Below are 22,238 nucleotides of genomic sequence, written 5' to 3'. Positions count from 1 at the left end.
AATGAATCTTGCAGCGAGACACTCCTTCCCATTCGGCTAGCCAGCCGCCCACAAAGAATAAAAGAGGTGCATATGGCAGGTTTCGACAAGCGCGTGAGTTCCTACGAGGAAGCTCTGGCAGGTCTTGAAGACGGCATGACCGTGATCGCCGGCGGCTTTGGCCTGTGCGGGATCCCGGAGAACCTGATCAACGAGATCAAGCGCAAAGGTACTCGCGACCTCACCGTCGTCTCCAACAACTGCGGCGTCGACGGTTTCGGCCTCGGCGTACTGCTGACCGACCGCCAGATCAGCAAAGTGGTGGCGTCCTACGTCGGCGAAAACAAGCTGTTCGAAGAGCAACTGCTCAAGGGTGAAATCGAAGTCACCCTGACCCCGCAAGGCACCCTCGCCGAAAAAATGCGCGCAGGCGGCGCCGGCATCCCGGCCTTCTTCACCGCCACCGGCGTTGGCACGCCTGTCGCCGAAGGCAAGGAAGTCCGCGAATTCCATGGCCGCAAGTACCTGATGGAAGAATCCATCACCGGCGACTTCGCCATCGTCAAAGGCTGGAAAGCCGACCACTTCGGTAACGTGATCTATCGCCACACCGCGCAGAACTTCAACCCGCTGGCGGCCACCGCCGGCAAGATCACCGTGGTCGAAGTCGAAGAAATCGTCGAACCCGGCGAGCTGGACCCGGCGCAGATCCACACCCCTGGTATCTACGTCGACCGGATCATCTGCGGCACGTTCGAGAAGCGCATCGAACAGCGCACCGTGCGTAAGTGATCCCCTGCCCCCGGACCGAATGAAGGAATAACAACAATGGCACTTTCCCGCGAACAAATGGCTCAACGCGTCGCCCGCGAAATGCAGGACGGCTTCTACGTGAACCTGGGCATCGGCATTCCGACCCTGGTCGCCAACTACATCCCCGAAGGCATGGAAGTCATGCTGCAGTCGGAAAACGGCCTGCTGGGCATGGGTCCTTTTCCTACCGAAGAAACCATCGATGCCGACATGATCAACGCCGGCAAGCAAACCGTGACCGCACGTACCGGCGCGTCGATTTTCTCCTCCGCCGAGTCCTTCGCGATGATCCGCGGTGGTCATGTCGACCTGACCGTGCTGGGCGCCTTTGAAGTGGACGTGCAAGGCAACATTGCCTCGTGGATGATCCCCGGCAAACTGGTCAAGGGCATGGGCGGCGCGATGGACCTGGTTGCCGGCGCCGACAACATCATCGTCATCATGACCCACGCGTCGAAGGACGGTGAGTCCAAGCTGTTGTCCCAATGCAGCCTGCCGCTGACCGGCGCCGGTTGCATCAAGCGCGTACTGACCGACCTGGCCTACCTGGAAATTGAAAACGGCGCGTTCATTCTGAAAGAGCGCGCACCGGGCGTCAGCGTCGAAGAGATCGTCGCCAAGACTGCCGGTAAACTGATCGTGCCGGACCACGTGCCGGAAATGCAGTTCGCTGCCCAGTGAGGAATCATTCCATGCAAGAAGTCGTCATTGTTGCCGCCACGCGCACCGCGATCGGCAGCTTCCAGGGATCCCTGGCCAATGTCTCCGCGGTTGACCTGGGCGCTGCGGTGATCCGCCAGCTACTGGCGCAAACCGGCCTGGACCCTGCGCAAGTCGATGAAGTGATCATGGGCCAGGTGCTGACCGCCGGCGCCGGCCAAAACCCTGCGCGCCAGGCCGCGATCAAGGCCGGCCTGCCCTTCGCCGTACCGGCCATGACCCTGAACAAGGTCTGCGGCTCGGGCCTTAAAGCCCTTCACCTGGGCGCCCAGGCGATCCGCTGCGGCGATGCCGAAGTGATCATCGCCGGTGGCCAGGAAAACATGAGCCTGTCCAACTACGTCATGCCCGGTGCCCGCACCGGCCTGCGCATGGGCAACGGGCAAATCGTCGACACCATGATCAGCGATGGCCTGTGGGATGCGTTCAACGATTACCACATGGGCATCACTGCCGAGAATCTGGTCGAGAAATACAGCCTGACTCGCGAGCAGCAGGACGCGTTCGCCGCCGCCTCGCAGCAGAAAGCCGTGGCCGCCATCGAAGCCGGGCGCTTCGTCGATGAAATCACCCCGATCCTGATCCCGCAGCGCAAGGGCGATCCGCTGTCCTTCGCCACCGACGAGCAACCACGGGCCGGCACCACCGCCGAATCCCTGGGCAAACTCAAAGCCGCCTTCAAGAAGGACGGCTCGGTGACCGCCGGCAACGCTTCGTCGCTGAACGACGGCGCCGCGGCCGTGATCCTGATGAGCGCCGAAAAGGCCAAGGCCCTCGGCCTGCCGGTGCTTGCAAAAATCGCTGCCTACGCCAACGCAGGCGTCGATCCGGCGATCATGGGCATCGGCCCGGTGTCGGCCACCCGCCGCTGCCTGGACAAGGCCGGCTGGAACATCGACCAGCTTGAGCTGGTTGAAGCCAACGAAGCCTTCGCCGCGCAATCCCTTGCCGTGGCCAAGGACCTGGAATGGGACTTGAACAAGGTCAACGTCAACGGCGGCGCCATCGCCCTGGGTCACCCGATCGGTGCCTCGGGTTGCCGCGTGCTGGTGACCCTACTGCATGAAATGCTCAAGCGTGACGCCAAGAAAGGCCTCGCCACCCTGTGTATCGGTGGTGGTCAGGGCGTGGCACTGGCGCTCGAACGGGCGTAAGCCAACAGCGTTCAACAGACGGCGCGGGGACCCACGAAGATCCGTGACCGTCTGGAAAAACACCCGGTGCGATGTAAGTCGCACCGGGTTCTTTTTTGCCTGCGTTTTTTCAGGTGGACCGCGTTATCGTTCATCGCGGGCTGCCCAAAAAACGTATGCGCAAAGGCCTTTGGCACAAATTCCAAAGGGCCTTAATTTTGTATACAAAATTCGCACACACATAAAGCAAACTACTCGATGCAATGTTACCGTTGCTGCCTCACACAGGTCGGAGACGTGCGCGTGTTGATCCTCAAGTTACTGCTGATCCCAGGCTTCCTGCTACTGATTTCCCTGGCTGGCAAACGCTGGGGGCCGAGCGTGGCCGGTTGGTTGTCGGGGTTGCCGGTGGTGGTCGGGCCGATCCTGTTGTTCCTCGCCCTCGAACAAGGTCAGGCGTTCGCCGCGCAATCGGCCACCGCCGCGCTGTCAGCCATGTTCGCGATGATTGCGTTCTGCGTGACCTACGCCCAGGTCGCGCAACGGGCCGAATGGCCGCTGGCGCTGCTGATCTCGCTATCGGTTTGGGCACTGGTGGCGGTTGTCCTGTCGCTGATCCCGGCCTCCCTGGTGTTTTCGGTGTGCGCCGCCGCCACCGCGCTGCTCGCCGCACCCTACCTGTTCCCCACCGTGCAACCGGTGCTCAGTGGCCCGGCGCCGAAATCCGACAAGCTCCTGTTGCGCATGGTGGCCGGTGCATTGCTCACCCTGGTCGTCACGCTGCTGGCCAGCACCGTCGGCGACCGCTGGAGCGGCCTGCTGGCGGTATTCCCGGTACTGGGCAGCGTGATGGCGGTGTTCTCCCAGCAAACCCGTGGCCCGGCCTTTACCGCCGCGCTGTTGCGCGCCACCGCCACCGGCATGTACTCGTTCGCCGCCTTTTGCCTGGTGTTGGCCCTGGCCCTGCCGACGATGGGAATGAACGCTTTTGTGCTGGGCGTCGCGGTGTCGGTGGCCATGCTGGGCGTGACCAGACGCCTGCTGGCGCGACCGGCCAGCCCGGCGACGGACACTGAAGGAAGCGTCAAAGCAACGAAACCTGTTCGATGATTTCGCACGAGTAGAACAACAACCTCGCACGTCAATCGAACGGGTTTGCTTCAACATTGACCTCAGTTCCAACCCCTACCCGACTGAGGCCTGCACCATGAAATTCTTTTTCCACCCGTCACCGAACCCAATGAAAGTTGCCCTGCTGCTCGAAGAGCTGCAAACGCCGTACGAGTTGATCGGCGTCGACACCTTCAAGGGCGAGCAACACCAGCCAGCCTTTTTGGCGATCAACCCGAACGCCAAGGTACCCGCGCTGGTGGATGGCGATGCCATCGTGTTCGACTCCCAGGCGATCCTGCTGCACCTGGCGCACAAACATCAGCGCTTCCTGCCGACCTCCGCTGCCGGTCAGGCCGAGATGCTGTCGTGGCTGATGTTCATCGGCACCGGCCTGTCGCCGTTCTCCGGCCAGGCGGTGCACTTCCTGCACCACGCACCGGAAGATCTGCCCTACGCGAAAAACCGCTACTTCAAGGAAGTCGAACGCCACTACCGCATCCTCGACGAGCGCCTGGCCCAACATCAGTACCTGGCGGGCGACACCTACAGCATCGCCGATATGGCCTTGTGGGGCTGGGCCAACTACGCGCCCTACATCCTCGGCGAGAGCGGTCTGGCGGCGTACCCGAACGTCAAACGCTTGTACGATGAAATCAGTGCCCGCCCCGCCGCCCAGCGTGCCCACGGTCTGAAAGAGAAACTGGTGCTCAAGGCCGAATTCGACGAAGAAACCCGTCGCAACCTGTTCCCACAAAACCAGGCGTAACCCGCCGGTTCCAGCCTTCGAGGGTGATGAAATGAGTGATCAATGTGGCGAGGGAGCTTGCCACAGGTAAGCCACCTAACCCCCGATCGCTGCTTTGCCTAAGTGACCGCTCGGTAGAGCACACTGGAACGCATCACAACCTCCGTGGGATGATCGCGCCCCACCGCGCGCCCATCCCTGGAGATCCCGATGTCATTGTTGAGTAAAAAAGCCCTTGTCCTGCTGCTGGCCGCCGCTACCGGCCTTGGGGCTTTGAATGCGCAGGCTGCCAAGGCCACGTCCAGCGATGCGCCCGCCCAGAAAGTCTCGATGCTCGGCAGCAAATTCACCTTCAACCTGCCCAAGGGTTTCATCGCCAACCCGCTGCCGGCCAGCCCGGACGGTGCCAGCGGCACCCTGTACAGTAATGAAACCACCAAGACCGTGGTGATCGCCGCAGAAAACACCCTGCCCAACGGTATCAGCGTCAAGGACAACGACGGCGGGTTCCTCGACGGCACCGCGGCCGATTTCGAAGCGGCGCAACACAAATCCCTGCCCGACTACAACAAGCTCAGCGAGAAAGCCCTGACCCGGACAACCGGGCTGGGCCTGCGCCAGGTCGACGGCACTGCCACGCAGGGCGGCGGCATGACCCTCACCACCACGCTGATGGCCGCATCCGGCACTCGCATGGCGGTGATCCAGGTGATTTCCCGCCCAGGCGACATGGCGGCACACGAAACCCTGATCAAACAGATCGTCAGCGGAAAATGAATCTCAGGGATTGAGGCGCTGCAACCAGGCGCTCAAGTCCTGTATCTCGTCGGCGCTGATGTTGTGACCGACACCGGGGTAGGCGTGAAACTCGGGTTCGAGTGACACGCTCTGCAACAGGCTATTGGCTTCGGTGCCGTCGCTCAATGGCAGGCGTTTGTCCTGCTCGCCATGACCGATGAAAATCGCCAGGGACTGGCGTTTTTCATCCGGCTGGAGCTCGGACTTGAGCACCGGCAGTATCCGTCCGCTCAATGCAGCGATCCCACCGAGCGCCTCGGGATGCCGCAGGCCTGTTTCGTAGGACATGATCGCGCCCTGGCTAAAGCCCACCAGGAACACCTTCTCGGGTTCGGTGTGATATTTCTTCGTGGCCTGTGCGACGAAATCCAGCAGCAACTGGCCGCTGGACTTCAGATCATCGGTCTCGCCGTTGTAGGCCCCTTCGCCCTTCTTGCGAAACCACTGATAGCTACCCGCCTCCATCACCAAGGGTGCCCGCACCGACAGGTAGGTGTAGGACGCGGGCAAGTCATCCTTGATGCCGAACAGGTCCTGCTCGTTACTGCCGTAACCGTGGAGGAAAATCACAAGGGGTTGATGGTTCGAATCGGCGCTGGCCTGCTCCAGGTACTTGAGCGGCAAGTCGGTTTGCAGCGGGGTTTGGGCGTGGACGGCAGTGGATACCAAGAGCGTGAGCAGCGCGAGAATCTTCAACATGGGTCTTCCTTCACGGAATGCAGGATTCGGGGAAGAGCCTAACACTGTGAGGTGGGGCAGGAACATCTCGGGCGCGACTGATGCCGCCTTCGCGAGCAGGCTCGCTCCCACATTTGAAATGCATTCAACTGTGAGAGCGAGCCTGCTCGCGAAGAGACCCGAACAACCTGCAAAAATCTCTGAATCAGTCGTTGATCAACTTGCCCACCCGAATCGGCTCGCGCCCGGCGACCTTCGCCTGCCAACTGCCCGGTTGGGTGTAGCGCCCACGGTCGATGGCGAACAGCACGCCACTGGTGCCGGCCTGCACGGTGGTGACCTTGTCGTTCAACGGGTCGACCACCTCGAACAGCGCATCGCCCTTCTCCACCCACTCCCCGGCCTCACGCAGGAAGCTGACCACACCATGATGCGGTGCGAACAGGTATTGGGTGCCTTCGAATGGCATGCCTTCGCAGCATTCGGCCGGTGCCGCTGGCCAGGTGCCGGAGATGAAACCCTGCTCGGCGAGGAACCCGAGGATGGCCTCGCAATTGGCCTGGGCCTGGTCGACCCGGGTGTCGCCCATGCTGCCCAGCTCCAGGGTGGTCGCCAGGTTGGCCGGTGGAATCGTCGCCGCCGGGAACGCCCTGGCCAGGCGCAACCATGGCGAAGAACAGGATTCATCGAACGAACTGCCGCCGGAGTCTTCACACAACAACGCCACGCCGGCCTTCAAACGCGCCGCCAGGGATTGCCACTGCGGCCAGTGCTGCGGCAACGCGTAGATGTGGATCGCGGCGTCGAAGTCGCAATGCAGGTCGAGGGTGATGTCGGCGTCGCAGGCATGGCGCAGCAACAGGCGGTGCATGGCTTCCAGCTGCGATGGCGCTGCCGGCAAGCCGTCGAGGACCTGGCCCATGGTCTGGCGAATCAGCGCGATGTTGGCCTGGGCGTCGGTGCCAAGGCGATCACCGATCAACTCGGCCACCGGCGCACTGAGTTCGACGAACGAGCGATTGAAGTTCTTGCCGCTGCCGAGCTCGAAACGCCCCAAGTGGCTGCCTTGCAAGTGCTGGTCGAGGCCAATGGGATTGGCCACCGGCACCAGCTCTATCACACCGTTCAATTGTCCCTGTTGCTCAAGGTCGGCCAGGCGTTTTTTCAACTCCCAGGCGGTGCGCATGCCCGGCAATTCGTCGGCATGCAGGCTGGCCTGGATGTACACCTTGCGCGTGCCCGCGCCATAACGAAACACGCTGAGGGTGCGCTCGCTGCCCAGGTGGCTCCAGGGAAGTTTGTGGTCGATGCGTTGCATGAGGGGGACTCCTGATGTCTGTACGGCGAGCGCTGAAAATGATTGCACAAAAAAAATGGCAACCGCGTCTGACGGTTGCCACTTTTCCAAACGGCTGGATTACTCGCCGTAAACGTCAAACTTGAAGTACTTGTCCTGCACTTGCTTGTACTTGCCGTTGGTGCGGATTTCGGTGATCGCTGTGTTGAATTTCTCGGCCAGAGCGGTATCGCCCTTGCGCACGGCAATGCCTGCGCCGCCACCGAAGTATTTCGGATCGTTGTACTCTGGGCCAACGAAGGCAAAACCTTTACCGGCGTCGGTTTTCAGGAAACCGTCGTCCAGGTTGACCGAGTCGGCCAGCAGCGCTTCAATGCGGCCGGAGACCATGTCCAGGTTGGCTTCCTGCTGGGAGCCGTAGCGCACCAGGACAATCCCTGCCGGTTGCAGCACTTCGGTGGCGAAGCGGTCGTGGGTACTGGCGCGCAGGACACCGACTTTCTTGCCCTTGAGTTCGGTCAGCGGGTCCTTGACGTCGGTGCCTTCCTTCATCACGAAGCGTGCCGGGGTGTGGTAGTACTTGATGGTGAAATCGACGTTCTTCTTGCGGTCGTCAGTGATGGTCATGGACGACAGGATGGCGTCGATTTTCTTGACCTTCAGCGCAGGGATCAGGCCGTCGAACTCTTGCTCGACCCAGGTGCACTTGACTTTCATCTGCTCGCACAGCGCATCGCCGATATCCACGTCGAAACCGGTGAGTTTGCCGTCAGGGGTTTTCATCGAGAATGGCGGGTAGCCGGCTTCGATACCGATGCGGATCGGCTTGGCGTCTTCGGCCACGGCGGTCAGGGACAACATCGACAGTGCCAGGGCACCGAACATCACTAGCTTCTTCATTTATAACTCCTGTGTGCGGAGGCTTTTATTGGCAGCTTCGATTGGCAGCGTTCGGTCGTCGCTTCGTGAGCGGGAACCGAAGTGGCCGGCAGTCTAGAGCGGCTACAGGAGGGCAAATTACGCCGAGGCGACAAATATTTATAGAAAAGTGGCGCCCGGAGGGAGGCGTCGAGGTGAACGTTCCATGACGGTGCAAAGTCTGTCAGATATATCGCGATTTCAGACCGGACCTACAGGCTTTCAGGCGCCATCCGACAGAACGTGACGACTGGCGATACCCGGTGTTTTGCGGCACATTGAGCGCCCTTGCGTCCCATCGAGAATAGCGTGATGCCCACGTTGAACCTGATCCAGCACCACCCCGCCGAAGGTCCGGGCGCCATTGCGACCTGGGCCGAATCCCGAGGGCTGACGCTGAAGGTGTTTCGCGCCGACCTCGGCCAATTGCCGCCCGTCAGGGCCGATCCCGTGATCCTGTTGGGCGGGCCTTACGAATCCAATGCCGGCCCGGACTGGCTTGAAACCGAACGGCAATGGCTCAGAGGCACTCTGGATCAAGACGCGGCTGTGTTCGCCATTTGCCTGGGGGCACAGTTGCTGGCGTTGAGCCTGGGCGGGAATGTACGGCGGATGGATCGGAGCGAAACCGGATGGACCACCGTGAGCTTTATCGATGGGCAAACGCTGAAGGTGCTGGAATGGCACGAAGACGCCATCGACCTGCCGCCTGCCGCGCAGTTGCTCGCCAGCAGCGAGCACTGTGTGCAGCAGATGTACCGCGCCGGGCCGATGCGGCTGGGGTTGCAGTTTCATCCGGAGTGGAACGCCGAGTCGGTGGCCATGCTCAATGCGCATTTTGGCGATGAGTCGCCGTTGCCACGGGGGCCGCAGGACGGTGCTGCCTACGCCGATGTGTTGGCGTGGTTGCAGGCGACACTGGATGAGTGGTGGGTGGCTGCTAACGAACACTGATCCGTGGGGACCCCACTCTTGTGGCGAGGGAGCTTGCTCCCGCTGGGTCGCGAAGCGGCCCCAAAAAACTGCGTCTGCTTCGCAGCCGAGCGGGAGCAAGCTCCCTCGCCACAGGCAAGCCCCCTCACCACAATGATCAATGGTGTTTGGGTATCAGCATTCACAACCAATCACAGCATTCACCGGCCGCTGCACCCCGGCACTCAACTCAAACCCTTCATCCAGCCACCCGGTCACGCCGCCGATCATCTCCTTGACCGGATAACCCAGGGCCGCCAGTTTCACCGCCGCCTTGTTCGCGCCGTTGCAATGAGGTCCGGCGCAATACACCACGAACAGGCTGTTCTTCGGATAACCCGCCAAACCTTCGGCAGTCAGCAAACGCCCGGGAATGTTGATCGCTCCCGGTACATGCCCGCGTTCGAACGCCAGCGGGCCACGAACATCCACCAGAATGAAATCGACTTCGCCAGCCTGCAGGCTGCCGTAGACGTCGGAACAATCGGTTTCGAAGGTCAGACGGTTGCTGAAATGCATCAGGGCGATGGCCGAGGGGGCGGCGGGAATTTCGCGAACCAGGCTGGTCATGGGCTGTACTCCAAAGAAGCGGTGGGTGTGGGAAGACTTTATCCGCCAGCCGCTTGCGGCTACAGTGGCGCACAAGACACTCACCGGGAACTTTCCGCCAAATGCACCCCACCCCAGGAATGGTCGCGATTCTGGCCTACGACGGCCTCTGCACGTTCGAGTTCGGCATTGCCGTGGAGATCTTCGGCCTGCCACGGCCCGAATTCGAATTTCCGTGGTACGAGCATCGCATCGTCGCGGTCGATCAGGGCCCGATGCGTGCCATGGGCAGCATCCAGGTACTGGCCGATGGCGGCATGGAATTGCTCGCCGATGCCCGCACCATCATCATTCCCGGTTGGCGCGACCGCAGCGCCGCAGTGCCCGCAGAACTGATCGCCGCCCTGCGCCAGGCCCATGCCCGGGGGGCGCGGTTGCTGTCTATCTGCTCCGGTGTTTTCGTCCTTGCCGCCACCGGGTTGCTCGACGGCCACGGTGCGACCACGCACTGGCGCTATACCTCGGAACTGGCCGAACGCTTTCCCGGCATCCTCGTGGACCCGGACGTGCTGTATGTCGATTCCGGCCAATTGATCACCTCCGCCGGCAGCGCGGCAGGCATCGATGCCTGCCTGCACCTGGTGGCGCGGGATTTCGGCACCCAAGTGGCCAACTCCGTGGCCCGGCGCCTGGTCATGTCGCCGCAACGCAGCGGTGGTCAGGCGCAATTCATCCCGACGCCGGTCAGTCCTACACCGCGCAGCGATCTTTCCCGCGTCATGCAGTGGGCACGTGAGCGTTTGCACGAGCCACTGGAGGTGCGCGACTTGGCCAGCGAAGCCGCCATGAGCGAACGCACCTTCCTGCGTCGCTTCACCGAAGCCAGCGGCCAGTCACCGAAAACCTGGTTGCAGCACGAACGTCTGGGCCGCGCCCGCGAACTGCTGGAAAGCAGCGACCAGAACACCGAGCAGATTGCCGAACGTTGTGGTTATCGCTCGGTGGAAAGCTTTCGGGTGGCCTTTCGAACCGTGGTTGGCGTGCCGCCTTCGGTGTATCGGGAGCGGTTTGGACGAGGAGGCAATGTTGCTCTTTGAGGTGAACTCAAGGCTTGCGCAATAAATAGGTATCCATGATCCAGCCATTGGCCAGCCGCGCCGCCTTACGCACCCGTTCGATTTCATCCGCAACATCCTTGAGCTTGCCGCGGATCAGGATTTCATCCGGCGTCCCCAGATAGGCCCCCCAGTAAATCTCGGTGTCCTGATCCACCACCTGATGGTAAGCATCCTGGGCATCGAGCATCACCACCAGACTGTCGGCATCGCTCACCTGCCCTGCCGCCAGACGCCGGCCGGTGGTGATCTCAACGGAGCGGCCAATCTGGTTGAGCGGCACCTTGTGTCGGGCCGCCAACGCCTGGACGCTGGTAATGCCAGGAATCACCTCAAACTCGAACCCACAGGCGCCCGAGGCCTGGATCGCCTGAAGGATACGGATGGTGCTGTCGTACAGCGCGGGGTCGCCCCACACCAGAAAACCACCACACTGGCTGTCGGACAGTTCTTCATTGATCAGCCGTTCGAAGGTCTGTTGTTTGGCCAGGTTCAAGTCGTCGACACTGGTCTTGTAGTCCACCTCGCCGCGCTCGCGCTCAGGGCTGTGGGCTTCGACAAAACGGTAATCGCGGCCGGTGATGTAGCGTTCGCAGATTTCGCGGCGCAGATCGATGAGTTTGTCTTTGCTCTGGCCCTTGTCCATGAGAAAAAAAACATCGACCTGATTCAACGCCTTCACCGCTTGCATCGTGATGTAGTCGGGGTTGCCGGCACCGATCCCGATGACCAGGAGTTTTTTCATCACAGCAGGTCCTCGGGGTCGGTGCCCGGCAAGCGCAGTCGCCAGCGGCCATGGAACCGTAACTCGACAGCCGACAGGGGTTCGACGTCGATCAGGTTGGCCGATGCCACCTGCAACACGTGGGTCAGCGCGGCGCGAATGACAAAGGGATGGCTAATGGCAACGATGTGCCCGGGTGTCGACTGCAACGTTGTCAGCCACGCGCCCAACCGTTCCTCCAGTTGCAGCACCGACTCACCACCGTGGGGTGCCGACGCCGGGTCCACCAACCAATGCTGGAGTTCCTCGGCTTCAGTCTTTTGCAACTCACCGATGCGCACACCGGTCCAGCGCCCGAAGTCGCAGTCCCGCAGTGCGTCGACAATCTGCGGCGCGCTGCCGAACAGTTCAGCAGTTTGCCGGGTGCGCAACTCCGGGCCGCAGACAAGACGCGGAGCGCCCTTGAACTGATTGCAACGGGAAAGCCTGAGCGCCTGCCAATCCATCTCCAGAGCTTCGTCCAGAGGAAAACGCGCCAATTTCTGTGCGACGGTTCGAGCATGACAAATCAGGGTTAAACGGGTCGCCTGCACCAGCAATCACTCTTAAGATGGAAAGAAACGACGGCGTCAGGTGACCGCCATCGCGCAATTGTGCCGCAACACAGCAGGCCCGGGGGGTGTTTAATTTTCCTGTTTGAAACGGATTCCTTCAGCCATTTCCTGCCAGATTTTCTGTCATGGCTGACCGCAACGCAGGCAATCACCTACAAGACTTTACGACATCGCCGTAGCCCTTTGGCACAGGCATTTCGCCCCTTTTTCGGGCACGAGCAGACCACACGAAAATTCACTAGACAGGCAGTACGCGATGATTAAATACTCCTTTCAACGGACTGTTAAAACACTTGCCACGCTCATCCAGCAGGAGCCCGGATGCCTTTTCTCGAACACCCGATCAAAGCGCCTGGCCAGGCCCCGCCTGCGGCCGAACCGCCTGTTCCTCGTTTAATGCGGTCCATCCCAAGAAACATCCGACAAGAAAAAGAGTGGCGCCTGACAATGTTCAGATGACCACCGATTAAATGTGTGGAAAAACCGACAGTGATAGTCAGGTTCGGCTCAAACCGCCGAATCGTTTGATACAGGAGTGTCTCCATGCTGGTCTTGCGTCCAGTCGAGTTGGCCGACCTGCCCCAGTTGCAGAGGCTCGCCCGTGAAAGCCTCGTGGGCGTCACGTCCCTGCCCGACGACAGCGAACGGTTACGCGGAAAAATCCTCGATTCCTGTGCCTCGTTCGAAAAGGACGTTCAGGCTCATGGCCCGGAAAACTATTTCTTTGTACTCGAAGACCTGACGACACGACACCTGGTCGGCTGCTCGGAAATCCTCGCCACGGCCGGGTACGACGAGCCGTTCTACAGCCTGCGCAACCGGCACTTCAACAGTGCCTCGCGGGAACTGAACATCGAGCACGGCGTACCGGCCCTGTCGTTGTGTCACGACCTCAGTGGCCACACCTTGCTGCGGGGCTTTCATATCGACGCCGCGCGGGTGCGCAGCGCGCATTCCGAACTGCTGTCGCGGGCGCGCCTGTTGTTCATCGCCGCCCACGCCCGGCGTTTTTCCGACACGGTGATCACCGAAATCGTCGGCTACAGCAGTGATGAAGGCCACTCGCCATTTTGGGACGCCGTGGGCAAGCATTTCTTCGACTTGCCCTACGTCGAGGCCGAACGGCTTTGCGGCCTGCAGAACCGCACCTTTCTCGCCGAACTGATGCCGCAGTATCCGATCTACGTGCCCATGCTGCCCCAGGCGGCACAGGACTGCATCGGCAGCATCCACCCCGATGGCCAGGAAGCCTTCGATATCCTCGAACGGGAAGGTTTCGAAACCAACAGCTACATCGATCTGTTCGATGGCGGCCCGACGCTCTATGCGCGCACCGCGGGCATTCGCTCCATCGCCCACAGCCAGTGCGGCGTAACGCAGCTTGGCCCGGTGATCGATGCCCGTGGCAGCTTTCTGGTGAGCAACGAGTCTTTGAACGATTATCGGGCCATCGTCGCCGATCTTGATTACATCCCCGGGCAACCCGTGACGCTGGACGCCGTCATGTGCGAGGCGCTGAAGGTGACCGAGGGCAGCACGATCAGGCTGGTTGCCCTGTGAACGCTCACCAGATTCAACGCCAGAGCACACGCGCACAAGGAACAGCCGCATGATTGTCCGTCCGGTTCAGATCACCGACCTGCCCGCCCTGTTCACGCTGGTGCGCCAGGCCGTTCCGGGGCTTACCAGCCTGCCGGCCGATGAAGAACGCCTGGCCCACCGGATTCGCTGGGCCCAACGCACCTTCGCCGGGCAAGTCGATCGGGCCGATGCCGACTACCTGTTCGTGCTCGAGGACGACGAGCAACAAGTGGTGGGCGTCAGCGCCCTGACGGGGGGCGTCGGTCTGCGCGAGCCCTGGTACAACTATCGGGTCGGACTGACGGTCAGTGCTTCGGCGGACCTGGGTATCCAGCGCCAGATCCCGACCCTGTTCCTGAGTAATGAATTGACCGGGCAATCGGAAGTCTGCTCGTTGTACCTGCGCCCCGATCAGCGCCAGGGCAGCAACGGCCGTTTGCTTTCCCTCGGGCGCCTGTTGTTTGTGGCCGAGTTTACCCAGCTGTTCGGCAACCGGCTCATCGCCGAACTACGCGGCAGCGCCGACGAACAAGGCGGCTCGCCGTTCTGGGACAGCCTCGGCCGGCATTTTTTCAAGATGGATTTCCGCCACGCCGATCACTTGTCCGGGCTGGGCAACAAATCCTTCATCGCCGAACTGATGCCGCGCCAGCCGCTGTACACCTGCCTGCTCACCGAACAGGCCCAGGCAGTGATCGGCAAGGCCCACCCGAACACCGAGCCGGCCCTGAAAATCCTCAGCGCCGAGGGGTTTGCCCACAAGGGCTACATCGATATCTTCGACGGCGGACCGGTCATCGAAGCCCCGGTTTCCGGGATCCGCACCGTGCGCGACAGCCGACCGCTGTCACTTGCCATCGGCTCGAAGGACGATAAAGCGCCCCTCTGGCTGATTCACAACCGCCGCCTGGAAAACTGTCGCATTACCTGCGCCCCGGCCCGCCAGGTGGGCAACAGCCTGGTGGTTGATCGCCTGACCGCCAAGCGCTTGCAGCTGCAGCCCGGAGATTCGGTGCGCGCCGTGCCGCTGCTTGACCAACGGCAACAGGCCGTGGCGGCGTGACTGATCAGTTCCATCGCTGCGACGTCAATCGGCCTAACCCAGCAAATTCGTCATCATTCTCCCCCGGCGCGCGTGATAGCCTTTTATTTCTTCGGCGTTGACACTTTTGCTCAAGCCCTTCCATTCCATTGGTGGAACTCATATGTCCAGGCTTTCCCATCAAGATTTGCGGCGCAATTTTCGCCAACTGTTCGCCTCCAACACCTGCTACCACACGGCCTCGGTGTTCGACCCGATGTCGGCCCGCATCGCCGCCGACCTGGGCTTCGAAGTCGGGATCCTCGGGGGTTCGGTCGCCTCGCTGCAAGTGCTGGGCGCCCCCGACTTTGCCCTGATCACCCTCAGCGAATTCGCTGAACAGGCCACCCGCATCGGCCGTGTCGCCCAGTTGCCGGTGATCGCCGACGCCGACCACGGCTACGGCAACGCGCTCAACGTCATGCGCACCATCGTCGAACTCGAACGTGCTGGCGTCGCCGCGCTGACCATCGAAGACACCCTGCTGCCCGCGCAGTTCGGCCGCAAATCCACCGACCTGATCACGGTCGCCGAAGGTGTCGGCAAGATCCGCGCTGCGCTCGAAGCCCGCTGCGATTCGGAAATGGCAATCATCGCCCGCACCCATGCCGGGATTCTGCCGGCGCAGGAAATCATCAGCCGCACCCGGCAATACCAGAGCGCTGGCGCCGACGGGATCTGCATGGTGGGTATCAAGGACTTCGACCATCTGGAGCAGATCGCCGAGCACCTGAGCGTGCCGCTGATGCTGGTGACCTACGGCAACCCGCTGCTACGCGATGACAAGCGCCTGGCCGAACTGGGTGTGCGCGTGACCATCGACGGCCATGGCGCGTACTTCGCCGCGATCAAGGCGACCTACGACAGCCTGCGCGAGCAACGCCAGATCCTCACCCAGACATCGGACCTGAGCGCCACCGAGCTGACACACACCTACACGCAACCCGAGGAATACATCCGCTTCGCGGAGGAGTTCATGAGCGTCAAGGAGTGACGGTTTAAACCGACACACCGCTTTCGTCGGATCGCCGCCCGGAGCAAGCTCGCTCCCGCAGGTCTTGCGCTAGACAGTCACACCGAGTCGAGCAGTTCGCGATAGGGTTTCCCGTTCCCGCAGCAGATCACTCGATTGCGCCCGGTGGTCTTGGCTTCGTATAGCGCATGATCGGCGTCATTGAGCCAAAGCGTCGCGTCGGCATGGGCCGGGTTGAAGGACGCCATTCCAATGCTCAGGCTGACTTTCAGCGCCGGGTTCTGCTCGTAGCCCAAGGTGGCGAAGCGATCGCGCAGGGCATCCATGACGGCGACGGCGCGGTTCAGGGGCAGGTCCGGAAGGATCACGCAGAACTCGTCACCGCCGTAGCGCCCTGCTACATCGGTCGCTCGCAGGTTCTGCTTGAGCATTTTGCTCAACTGACGCAAGACGATGTCGCCGGCAACATGCCCGTAGGTATCGTTGATGGCTTTGAAATGGTCGATGTCGATCAGGGCGATCGCTCCACCTTTTTGCTGGTGTTTGCAACGCTGGAACTCGATCTCCAGCTGGTCCTTCCAGGTGCCGTGGTTCAGCAGGCCTGTCAGGCTGTCGGTGCGGCTCAGTGCCAGCAGTTCACGCTTCTGACAGCCGAGGGTATGGGCCTGGCGGAAGCAGATCCAGCCCAGCGCCAGCGGATACAGGCACAGCAACGGCAAACAGGCATAGAGCTGCACCGCGCTGGTGGCAGGAATGAACGCCGGGGCGAAAATCTGCAGGCCTACGCCCACGCCCAGGATTTGCGCGGCCGTCCCGGCCAGCAGGAAGCGCAAGCCGCCTATGGCCACGTTGTTCATGGCCATCATGGAAATGGTGGTCGCGCTGGGCAGTGGATTGAATTGCATCGCGGCAATCCAGAAGCCGCCGAGAAAGGCATCGATCAGCAGATTGCGGTGTTCGGCATGATAGGGCGTCCTGGCCCGGCGCGCCCATTGGTAAGCCAGATGCGGCCAGACCAGGCCATTGAACCACATGAAGCCCCAGACCCAGGGCGCCGGATCGAGCGGATACATTGCCACGCTCACACACACCAACCCCAGGGCCAGCCCCAGGGTCCGCGATGTATAGAGCCTCCTGGCCAATGAAAATCCCTTTCCTCCCGTTTTTGTCATAGGGCCTCTGTGCCACTCGACGGAATGCGATTACAGCCTGTGCCTGTACGCTGGAGTCTATCAGGGCGAGATTAAATAGCCATCACTGGCTGACGGGCTGAATATCGCGACATCACGCTCGCATAAAAGCAAAAGCCTCGCCCCAGAAACGGCTATACATGAAAGAAGGGGTTGATCGATGACCATAAGAGGAGGCTCATGCAGACCTTTCAAGTATTGATCATCGGCAGCGGGTTTGGCGGCCAATGTGCAGCAATCAATTTGCTCAAGGCCGGCATCGACGATTTTCGCCTGCTGGAGCGGCGGGATTTCTTCGGTGGCACCTGGTGCCAGAATACCTACCCTGGCGCGGCAGTCGACGTGCCCTCGCCGCTGTACTCCCTGTCTTTTGCTCCGTATCGCTGGACACAAATGTTCGCCGAACAGGCCGAACTGCACCGCTACACCCGCCACGTGGTGGAACACTTCGGCCTGCGGGACAAGGTGGAACTGGGCGCCAATGTCGAGCGCGTCGAATGGGACGACACCAACAAACGCTGGACGGTGTACACCGCCGGCAAAGGCACCTTTTGCGCGCAGTTCCTGATCAATGCGACCGGGCCCCTGAGTCAACCGGTGGTCCCTCGCTTCGATGGACAGGAACGCTTCCAGGGCAAGTCGTTCCACACCAACAACTGGGATCACCAATACGACTACCGGCATAAACGCGTGGCCATCGTCGGCAGCGGCGCCAGTGCGGCCCAGGTCATTCCGGCCATCGCCCCGGACGTCGGGCACTTGCATGTGTTCCAGCGCACGCCCCACTGGGTCTTGCCCCGGGCTGACCGCCGCTTTGGCCGTTTCCAGCGCTGGCTGCTGGGGTTCAAACCGGCCTACAAGCTGCTGCGCTGGGGGATCTACTGGCAATTCGAAACCCGGGTGATTGCCTTCAAGTATTCGAAACCGGCGGTGCACATGGTCCAGCGTCAGGCCCTGCGCTTTCTCAAACGCCAGGTACCGGACGCCGAACTGCGGTGCAAGCTGACGCCGGACTACACCATCGGCTGCAAACGGGTGATTCTGTCCAGCACGCTGTACCCGGCGCTGGCGCGCGACAACGTGACGTTGCACAGCCGCGAGCAAGGCATCGCGTCCATCGACGAAACCGGCATCGTTACCCTGGATGGCCAGCACATCGAACTGGACCTGATCGTCTGGTCCACCGGCTACGATGCCACCGACGGGGTAATTTCCTACCCGGTAACGGGCAAGAACGGCACCCGCCTCAAGGAGGTCTGGGCGCAATACCCGCGGGCCTACCTCGGCACCGCCCTGCCCGACTTTCCCAACCTGTTCATCGTTACCGGGCCGAACACCGGCATTGGCCACACCTCGGCGCTGTTCATCATCGAATCCCAGATGAATTACATCCTCGATTGCATTCGCACCTTGAAGACTCAAGGTTTACGCAGCATCGAAGTTCGCCATGAGGCGGAACGTACCTACACTGAAATGATCCACCGGGAAATGGAACGCACCGTGTGGAAATCCGGTGGTTGCCACAGTTGGTATCAAAGCAAGAGCGGTCATGTGATTGCCATGTTTCCGGGATTCAGCTTCAGCTTTCATCGCTTGACCCGAGCGCTGAAACCCGCCGATCACATTTTGTCCTGAGCAGATAGAAGGGAGACGCGTGATGCTTTTGTTGTTCGTCGTTCTCGCAGTGTTCGTCGCCTGGAGCTGGCTGACCTACCCGGCCATCGGCTACTGGCTCTATGACTTGAGCATGGCGGCCGAGGCCAAGCTGTACCGGCTGCACAAGATCGTCGTGCCCATCCCCGAAATGACCGTCTCGACCTGGCAAGGCGGGCCGTACGAGGCCACCAGCAGTGTGCTGATGCTCCATGGCTTCAGCGCCGACAAGAATCTCTGGCTGCGTTTCGCGCGGCACTTTGTCGGCAGCCATCGGGTGATCATCCCGGACATCGCTGGCCATGGCGAAACCGGCTTCAAGGCGGGCGGCGGCTACGACATCCCGCTGCAGGCCAAGCGCATGATCCAGCTGCTGGACGTGTGCGGGGTCGAGAAAGTCCATGTCATCGGCAACTCCATGGGCGGCTACATGGCGGCCTGGCTCGCGGCCACTTACCCGGAGCGCATTGTGTCCTTGGCCCTGATCGACCCGGCCGGGGTCACTTCGCCCGAGCCCAGTGACCTTGAGCGGCATTTGGCCAAGGGCCACAACCCGTTTCTGATTCATTCGCGGGAAGAATTCCAGCGTTTCTACGCCATGACCATGGCTTCGCCGCCCTGGGTACCGAAGCTGGTGCTCGATGCCGTCGCCCAACGCTATGAACAGTCCCGCGAGGAGCTGGAGGAAATCTTCCGCGAATTTCGCGCCAGCCCGCCGATGGAACCGCACCTGCCCGACATCACCGCCCCGGCGCTATTGCTGTGGGGGCGCAAGGACCGGTTGATCGATGTCAGCAGTGTGTCAGTCTGGAGCAAGGGCATCGCCGACCTGCGCGTGCATATCTGGGACGCCATCGGGCACATGCCCATGGTGGAAGCGCCATACGGTTCGGCGCGCCTGTATCGCGAGTTTTTGGCATCGCTGCGTTCGGAGAGCCCACAGGATCAACGACTGCATTAGGGGGGCGTTCTCAATTAGTTTCCCCACCGCGTTGTCGCCTTAAAGCTGGCCAGGCAAGGCGTAGGCCGCTGGGAATGGTTGTGCCCTTTCCAAGGCCTGCAACGCAGCATGGCCAGCTTTAAGGCACACCCCCCCTAGGCATGCAGTCCTTTGCAGAATGAAGTTCGTCAGAAACTTCGTTTGTCGGCGTCGCTGAAGGCTGCGATCTTTCGTCCATCCTCTACGTCACCGCGCCAGGAATCCTGTTCATGAACCACCCGAACTTCGTCAGCCCTGACCTGATCCGCCAACGCTTCTCCAAAGCGATGTCCGACATGTACCGCGAGGAAGTGCCGTTGTACGGCGCATTGATGGAACTGGTGGAACAGACCAATCGTCACGTGCTGGACAGCGATGCGCAAATCCTGCGGCAGCTCACCAGCACCGGCGAAATCGAACGCCTGGACCTTGAGCGCCATGGAGCGATCCGCGTCGGTACGGCCGATGAACTGGCGACCCTCGCCCGCTTGTTCGCGGTGATGGGTATGCAACCGGTGGGTTACTACGACCTGACTCCAGCCGGCGTGCCGGTGCATTCCACGGCGTTTCGCGCGGTGCATGAAGCGTCGTTGCAGGTCAGCCCGTTCCGGGTATTCACCTCGCTGTTGCGCCTGGAACTGATCGAAGACCTGGAGCTGCGAGCCTTCGCCCAGTCGATGCTCGACCAGCGCTCGATCTTCACCCCCACGGCCCTCACGCTCATCGAACGCGCCGAATCCCGGGGTGGCCTGACCGATCAGGAAGCCCAGGAATTCGTTGAGCAGGCGCTGGAAACGTTTCGCTGGCACCACAGCGCCACCGTCACCGCCGAGCAGTATCGACAGCTCAGTGCCCAGCATCGTCTGATCGCCGACGTGGTGGCATTCAAGGGCCCGCACATCAACCACCTGACACCACGGACCCTGGACATCGACATCGTCCAGGCACAGATGCCGGCCCATGGCATCACCCCCAAAGCGGTAATCGAAGGCCCACCTCGCCGCCAGTGCCCGATCCTGCTGCGCCAGACCAGCTTCAAGGCCCTGGACGAGCCGATTGCCTTCACCGATCAAAGCGAGGCGCGCGGCAGCCACAGTGCCCGTTTCGGCGAGATTGAACAGCGCGGTGCCGCCCTTACGCCCAAAGGCCGCGCACTCTACGACCGCTTGCTCAATGCCGCACGGGACGAACTCAAGGACTTCCCCAACGAAGCCAACGCCGCGCGCTACAACGCCCTGATGGCGCAGCATTTCAGCGAGTTCCCTGACACCTGGGAAGGCATGCGCCAACAGGGCCTGGCTTACTTCCGCTACTTCGTGACGGAACAAGGCCTGGCGGCGGGTGACCTGAAAAACGCCCCCCTGGAAGACCTGCTCGGCGACGGTTACCTGCGGGTTGAACCGCTGGTGTATGAAGATTTCCTGCCGGTCAGCGCGGCGGGGATTTTTCAGTCAAACCTGGGGGACGCAGCACAAACCCGTTACGGCGCCCATGCCAACCAGCAGGCCTTCGAACAGGCCCTGGGGCGTTCGACGATCGATGAGTTGGAACTGTATGCCGAGAGCCAGCGACGCTCGGTCGAACAGTGTTTCGCCGCGCTGGCCGATTAAAAAGCATGACGGAATGACTTGTTACAACTCAATAAAAACGGGCGACCTGCAGGCCGCCCGTTTTTTATATCCAAAACTTTCAATACAGCAAATAAAGTGTTCGCCCAGTGCAATGGCCTCGGCAATCCATGCACTGGTAAAGAGCCCTGACACTGGGCGAACGGAAAGTATTTTAGTAGAAGCGAATTAATATGTCCGCACTGCAAAGATGAAATTTATCGACACAATGTTTAACAAGATGTTGACTTAAATACTATGCAACACGGTATCTCGAACTCACCAGTTCGACCATTACGAGCTGATTATTTCTATACAAAACTTGCACAAAAACAATCAGCCCGTATAGAACCATGACTCGATATCAGTGCTTGCTGGTCACCGTCAAAATGTCGGTATAAACCACGTTGACGCTTTGTCCGACTTTCAAGTCCTTGAGTTTGGCCTGGACTTCAGGTCGCTTGACGTCGACGGTCTTGGACTTGCCTTCCGGGTTTTCGAAGGTCACCTGGTTTTTCTTCTGGTCGATGTGGGTGATTTTCAACTGCACTTTCACCTGGCGGTACGCTTCGCCGCCCGGGTTGGCGCTGCCTGGCGCTGCGCGCACTTCGCCGGTGGCTTCGGCGGTGCCGGGCAGGCCTTTGTCGACATCGGTGTCGAGGTAGGCTGCTACGGCGCTGGTGACCCTGATGTCGACCGAGTCGCCGGCCTTGAGGTTTTTGAGGTTTTTCGCCTTTTCGGTCAGTTGTACAGGGAATTCATTACCCTGCGGGCCTTTCAGGACCACTATATGGTTCGCGGTGTCTACCGAAACGACTTTGGTGGCGACCTGATCAACCACCACAACTTCGGACAACGGTAGTTCGGCGGCAACCGCGCCGAAACTGGCGGCAGACAGCAAGGTTGCGAGGGCGATGGCTTGGGTCAGTGCGTGGCGTTTCATAGGCAGAACATTCCCTGTGATAGATGGCAACAGACGGCGTTGAAACCGGGCTCAACGCCATGT

Annotated in this window: 22 protein-coding genes; 14 read left to right on the top strand and 8 right to left on the bottom strand. The window is 61.0% G+C overall.

Annotated features, from left to right (window positions below):
• Positions 1 to 72 precede the first annotated feature (72 nt).
• From KGB07_RS13865 to KGB07_RS13840, 6 genes are all read left to right on the top strand, one after another.
• Entirely contained in the window at positions 73 to 771 is a 699-nt protein-coding gene (locus tag KGB07_RS13865) for a CoA transferase subunit A (RefSeq protein WP_046043267.1), read from the top strand.
• Positions 772 to 807: 36 nt separating this feature from the next.
• Complete coding sequence (locus KGB07_RS13860; protein WP_008026717.1) at positions 808 to 1,473, top strand: CoA transferase subunit B; 666 nt, start codon at positions 808 to 810, stop codon at positions 1,471 to 1,473.
• An 11-nt stretch (positions 1,474 to 1,484) separates the two neighbouring features.
• On the top strand, positions 1,485 to 2,666 hold the full coding sequence (locus KGB07_RS13855; protein ID WP_223465652.1) for an acetyl-CoA C-acetyltransferase: 1,182 nt from the start codon (positions 1,485 to 1,487) through the stop codon (positions 2,664 to 2,666).
• A gap of 282 nt (positions 2,667 to 2,948) precedes the next feature.
• Entirely contained in the window at positions 2,949 to 3,755 is an 807-nt protein-coding gene (locus tag KGB07_RS13850; protein WP_223465674.1) for a hypothetical protein, read from the top strand.
• A 97-nt stretch (positions 3,756 to 3,852) separates the two neighbouring features.
• Positions 3,853 to 4,524 carry a glutathione S-transferase family protein gene (locus KGB07_RS13845; RefSeq protein ID WP_223465650.1) on the top strand — a complete coding sequence of 224 codons (672 nt, stop codon included), beginning with the start codon at positions 3,853 to 3,855 and terminating at the stop codon, positions 4,522 to 4,524.
• 189 nt (positions 4,525 to 4,713) lie between these two features.
• Positions 4,714 to 5,280, top strand: a complete 567-nt coding sequence (locus KGB07_RS13840) for a hypothetical protein (protein ID WP_223465649.1) — start codon at positions 4,714 to 4,716, stop codon at positions 5,278 to 5,280.
• 3 nt (positions 5,281 to 5,283) lie between these two features.
• Here the strand turns inward: KGB07_RS13840 and KGB07_RS13835 are convergent, their stop codons facing one another.
• From KGB07_RS13835 to KGB07_RS13825, 3 genes are all read right to left on the bottom strand, one after another.
• Positions 5,284 to 6,000, bottom strand: coding sequence for an alpha/beta hydrolase (locus tag KGB07_RS13835; protein ID WP_046043261.1), 717 nt, complete (start codon positions 5,998 to 6,000; stop codon positions 5,284 to 5,286).
• 184 nt (positions 6,001 to 6,184) lie between these two features.
• Complete coding sequence (locus tag KGB07_RS13830; protein ID WP_223465648.1) at positions 6,185 to 7,297, bottom strand: succinylglutamate desuccinylase/aspartoacylase family protein; 1,113 nt, start codon at positions 7,295 to 7,297, stop codon at positions 6,185 to 6,187.
• A 99-nt stretch (positions 7,298 to 7,396) separates the two neighbouring features.
• The gene (locus KGB07_RS13825) at positions 7,397 to 8,176 is read right to left on the bottom strand and encodes an ABC transporter substrate-binding protein (RefSeq protein WP_223465647.1); all 780 of its coding nucleotides are present in this window, start codon (positions 8,174 to 8,176) and stop codon (positions 7,397 to 7,399) included.
• A gap of 330 nt (positions 8,177 to 8,506) precedes the next feature.
• Here KGB07_RS13825 and KGB07_RS13820 point away from each other — a divergent pair, with 330 nt between their 5' ends.
• Entirely contained in the window at positions 8,507 to 9,148 is a 642-nt protein-coding gene (locus KGB07_RS13820; protein ID WP_223465646.1) for a type 1 glutamine amidotransferase, read from the top strand.
• 153 nt (positions 9,149 to 9,301) lie between these two features.
• Here the strand turns inward: KGB07_RS13820 and KGB07_RS13815 are convergent, their stop codons facing one another.
• Positions 9,302 to 9,736, bottom strand: coding sequence for a rhodanese-like domain-containing protein (locus KGB07_RS13815; RefSeq protein ID WP_046043256.1), 435 nt, complete (start codon positions 9,734 to 9,736; stop codon positions 9,302 to 9,304).
• A gap of 101 nt (positions 9,737 to 9,837) precedes the next feature.
• Here KGB07_RS13815 and ftrA point away from each other — a divergent pair, with 101 nt between their 5' ends.
• Positions 9,838 to 10,812 carry a transcriptional regulator FtrA gene (gene ftrA / locus KGB07_RS13810; RefSeq protein WP_223465645.1) on the top strand — a complete coding sequence of 325 codons (975 nt, stop codon included), beginning with the start codon at positions 9,838 to 9,840 and terminating at the stop codon, positions 10,810 to 10,812.
• Between the two features lie 7 nt (positions 10,813 to 10,819).
• On the opposite strand, the gene cobF is transcribed toward ftrA, so the two are convergent.
• Both cobF and KGB07_RS13800 read right to left on the bottom strand, forming a co-directional pair.
• The gene (gene cobF / locus KGB07_RS13805; protein WP_223465644.1) at positions 10,820 to 11,575 is read right to left on the bottom strand and encodes a precorrin-6A synthase (deacetylating); all 756 of its coding nucleotides are present in this window, start codon (positions 11,573 to 11,575) and stop codon (positions 10,820 to 10,822) included.
• Positions 11,575 to 12,147, bottom strand: a complete 573-nt coding sequence (locus KGB07_RS13800; protein ID WP_223465643.1) for a histidine phosphatase family protein — start codon at positions 12,145 to 12,147, stop codon at positions 11,575 to 11,577. Before KGB07_RS13800 ends, cobF begins: the two co-directional genes overlap by 1 nt.
• 564 nt (positions 12,148 to 12,711) lie before the next feature.
• Here KGB07_RS13800 and KGB07_RS13795 point away from each other — a divergent pair.
• The 3 genes from KGB07_RS13795 to KGB07_RS13785 all read left to right on the top strand — a co-directional run bounded on the left by KGB07_RS13795 (position 12,712) and on the right by KGB07_RS13785 (position 15,824).
• On the top strand, positions 12,712 to 13,728 hold the full coding sequence (locus KGB07_RS13795) for an arginine N-succinyltransferase (RefSeq protein ID WP_223465642.1): 1,017 nt from the start codon (positions 12,712 to 12,714) through the stop codon (positions 13,726 to 13,728).
• 49 nt (positions 13,729 to 13,777) lie between these two features.
• Positions 13,778 to 14,812 (top strand): arginine N-succinyltransferase, encoded by a 1,035-nt coding sequence (gene astA / locus KGB07_RS13790; RefSeq protein ID WP_223465640.1) that lies wholly within the window; start codon positions 13,778 to 13,780, stop codon positions 14,810 to 14,812.
• Positions 14,813 to 14,954: 142 nt separating this feature from the next.
• On the top strand, positions 14,955 to 15,824 hold the full coding sequence (locus tag KGB07_RS13785; protein WP_223465638.1) for an oxaloacetate decarboxylase: 870 nt from the start codon (positions 14,955 to 14,957) through the stop codon (positions 15,822 to 15,824).
• A gap of 77 nt (positions 15,825 to 15,901) precedes the next feature.
• Here the strand turns inward: KGB07_RS13785 and KGB07_RS13780 are convergent, their stop codons facing one another.
• The gene (locus KGB07_RS13780) at positions 15,902 to 16,975 is read right to left on the bottom strand and encodes a diguanylate cyclase (RefSeq protein ID WP_223465636.1); all 1,074 of its coding nucleotides are present in this window, start codon (positions 16,973 to 16,975) and stop codon (positions 15,902 to 15,904) included.
• A 198-nt stretch (positions 16,976 to 17,173) separates the two neighbouring features.
• Here KGB07_RS13780 and KGB07_RS13775 point away from each other — a divergent pair, with 198 nt between their 5' ends.
• The 3 genes from KGB07_RS13775 to KGB07_RS13765 all read left to right on the top strand — a co-directional run bounded on the left by KGB07_RS13775 (position 17,174) and on the right by KGB07_RS13765 (position 21,235).
• Positions 17,174 to 18,628 carry a flavin-containing monooxygenase gene (locus KGB07_RS13775; RefSeq protein WP_223465634.1) on the top strand — a complete coding sequence of 485 codons (1,455 nt, stop codon included), beginning with the start codon at positions 17,174 to 17,176 and terminating at the stop codon, positions 18,626 to 18,628.
• A 22-nt stretch (positions 18,629 to 18,650) separates the two neighbouring features.
• Entirely contained in the window at positions 18,651 to 19,607 is a 957-nt protein-coding gene (locus KGB07_RS13770; RefSeq protein WP_046043245.1) for an alpha/beta fold hydrolase, read from the top strand.
• Positions 19,608 to 19,855: 248 nt separating this feature from the next.
• Positions 19,856 to 21,235, top strand: coding sequence for a VOC family protein (locus KGB07_RS13765; RefSeq protein ID WP_223465632.1), 1,380 nt, complete (start codon positions 19,856 to 19,858; stop codon positions 21,233 to 21,235).
• Between the two features lie 361 nt (positions 21,236 to 21,596).
• Here the strand turns inward: KGB07_RS13765 and KGB07_RS13760 are convergent, their stop codons facing one another.
• Positions 21,597 to 22,175, bottom strand: a complete 579-nt coding sequence (locus tag KGB07_RS13760; RefSeq protein WP_223465630.1) for a hypothetical protein — start codon at positions 22,173 to 22,175, stop codon at positions 21,597 to 21,599.
• Positions 22,176 to 22,238: the final 63 nt, after the last annotated feature.

The sequence above is a fragment of the Pseudomonas sp. GL-RE-26 genome, assembly GCF_019956275.1.
Taxonomy (GTDB): domain Bacteria; phylum Pseudomonadota; class Gammaproteobacteria; order Pseudomonadales; family Pseudomonadaceae; genus Aquipseudomonas; species Aquipseudomonas grandcourensis.
Note: the sequence above shows the minus strand (reverse complement) of the source record. Positions and strands in the feature narration are given on the sequence as shown.

Excerpts from the sequence above, each read along its gene's own strand:
- KGB07_RS13865 (WP_046043267.1), top strand. The coding sequence starts at position 73 with ATGGCAGGTTTCGACAAGCGCGTGAGTTCCTACGAGGAAGCTCTGGCA.
- KGB07_RS13860 (WP_008026717.1), top strand. The coding sequence starts at position 808 with ATGGCACTTTCCCGCGAACAAATGGCTCAACGCGTCGCCCGCGAAATG.
- KGB07_RS13855 (WP_223465652.1), top strand. The coding sequence starts at position 1,485 with ATGCAAGAAGTCGTCATTGTTGCCGCCACGCGCACCGCGATCGGCAGC.
- KGB07_RS13845 (WP_223465650.1), top strand. The coding sequence starts at position 3,853 with ATGAAATTCTTTTTCCACCCGTCACCGAACCCAATGAAAGTTGCCCTG.
- KGB07_RS13840 (WP_223465649.1), top strand. The coding sequence starts at position 4,714 with ATGTCATTGTTGAGTAAAAAAGCCCTTGTCCTGCTGCTGGCCGCCGCT.
- KGB07_RS13835 (WP_046043261.1), bottom strand. The coding sequence starts at position 6,000 with ATGTTGAAGATTCTCGCGCTGCTCACGCTCTTGGTATCCACTGCCGTC.
- KGB07_RS13830 (WP_223465648.1), bottom strand. The coding sequence starts at position 7,297 with ATGCAACGCATCGACCACAAACTTCCCTGGAGCCACCTGGGCAGCGAG.
- KGB07_RS13825 (WP_223465647.1), bottom strand. The coding sequence starts at position 8,176 with ATGAAGAAGCTAGTGATGTTCGGTGCCCTGGCACTGTCGATGTTGTCC.
- KGB07_RS13820 (WP_223465646.1), top strand. The coding sequence starts at position 8,507 with ATGCCCACGTTGAACCTGATCCAGCACCACCCCGCCGAAGGTCCGGGC.
- KGB07_RS13815 (WP_046043256.1), bottom strand. The coding sequence starts at position 9,736 with ATGACCAGCCTGGTTCGCGAAATTCCCGCCGCCCCCTCGGCCATCGCC.
- ftrA (WP_223465645.1), top strand. The coding sequence starts at position 9,838 with ATGCACCCCACCCCAGGAATGGTCGCGATTCTGGCCTACGACGGCCTC.
- cobF (WP_223465644.1), bottom strand. The coding sequence starts at position 11,575 with ATGAAAAAACTCCTGGTCATCGGGATCGGTGCCGGCAACCCCGACTAC.
- KGB07_RS13795 (WP_223465642.1), top strand. The coding sequence starts at position 12,712 with ATGCTGGTCTTGCGTCCAGTCGAGTTGGCCGACCTGCCCCAGTTGCAG.
- astA (WP_223465640.1), top strand. The coding sequence starts at position 13,778 with ATGATTGTCCGTCCGGTTCAGATCACCGACCTGCCCGCCCTGTTCACG.
- KGB07_RS13785 (WP_223465638.1), top strand. The coding sequence starts at position 14,955 with ATGTCCAGGCTTTCCCATCAAGATTTGCGGCGCAATTTTCGCCAACTG.
- KGB07_RS13780 (WP_223465636.1), bottom strand. The coding sequence starts at position 16,975 with ATGACAAAAACGGGAGGAAAGGGATTTTCATTGGCCAGGAGGCTCTAT.
- KGB07_RS13775 (WP_223465634.1), top strand. The coding sequence starts at position 17,174 with ATGCAGACCTTTCAAGTATTGATCATCGGCAGCGGGTTTGGCGGCCAA.
- KGB07_RS13770 (WP_046043245.1), top strand. The coding sequence starts at position 18,651 with ATGCTTTTGTTGTTCGTCGTTCTCGCAGTGTTCGTCGCCTGGAGCTGG.
- KGB07_RS13765 (WP_223465632.1), top strand. The coding sequence starts at position 19,856 with ATGAACCACCCGAACTTCGTCAGCCCTGACCTGATCCGCCAACGCTTC.
- KGB07_RS13760 (WP_223465630.1), bottom strand. The coding sequence starts at position 22,175 with ATGAAACGCCACGCACTGACCCAAGCCATCGCCCTCGCAACCTTGCTG.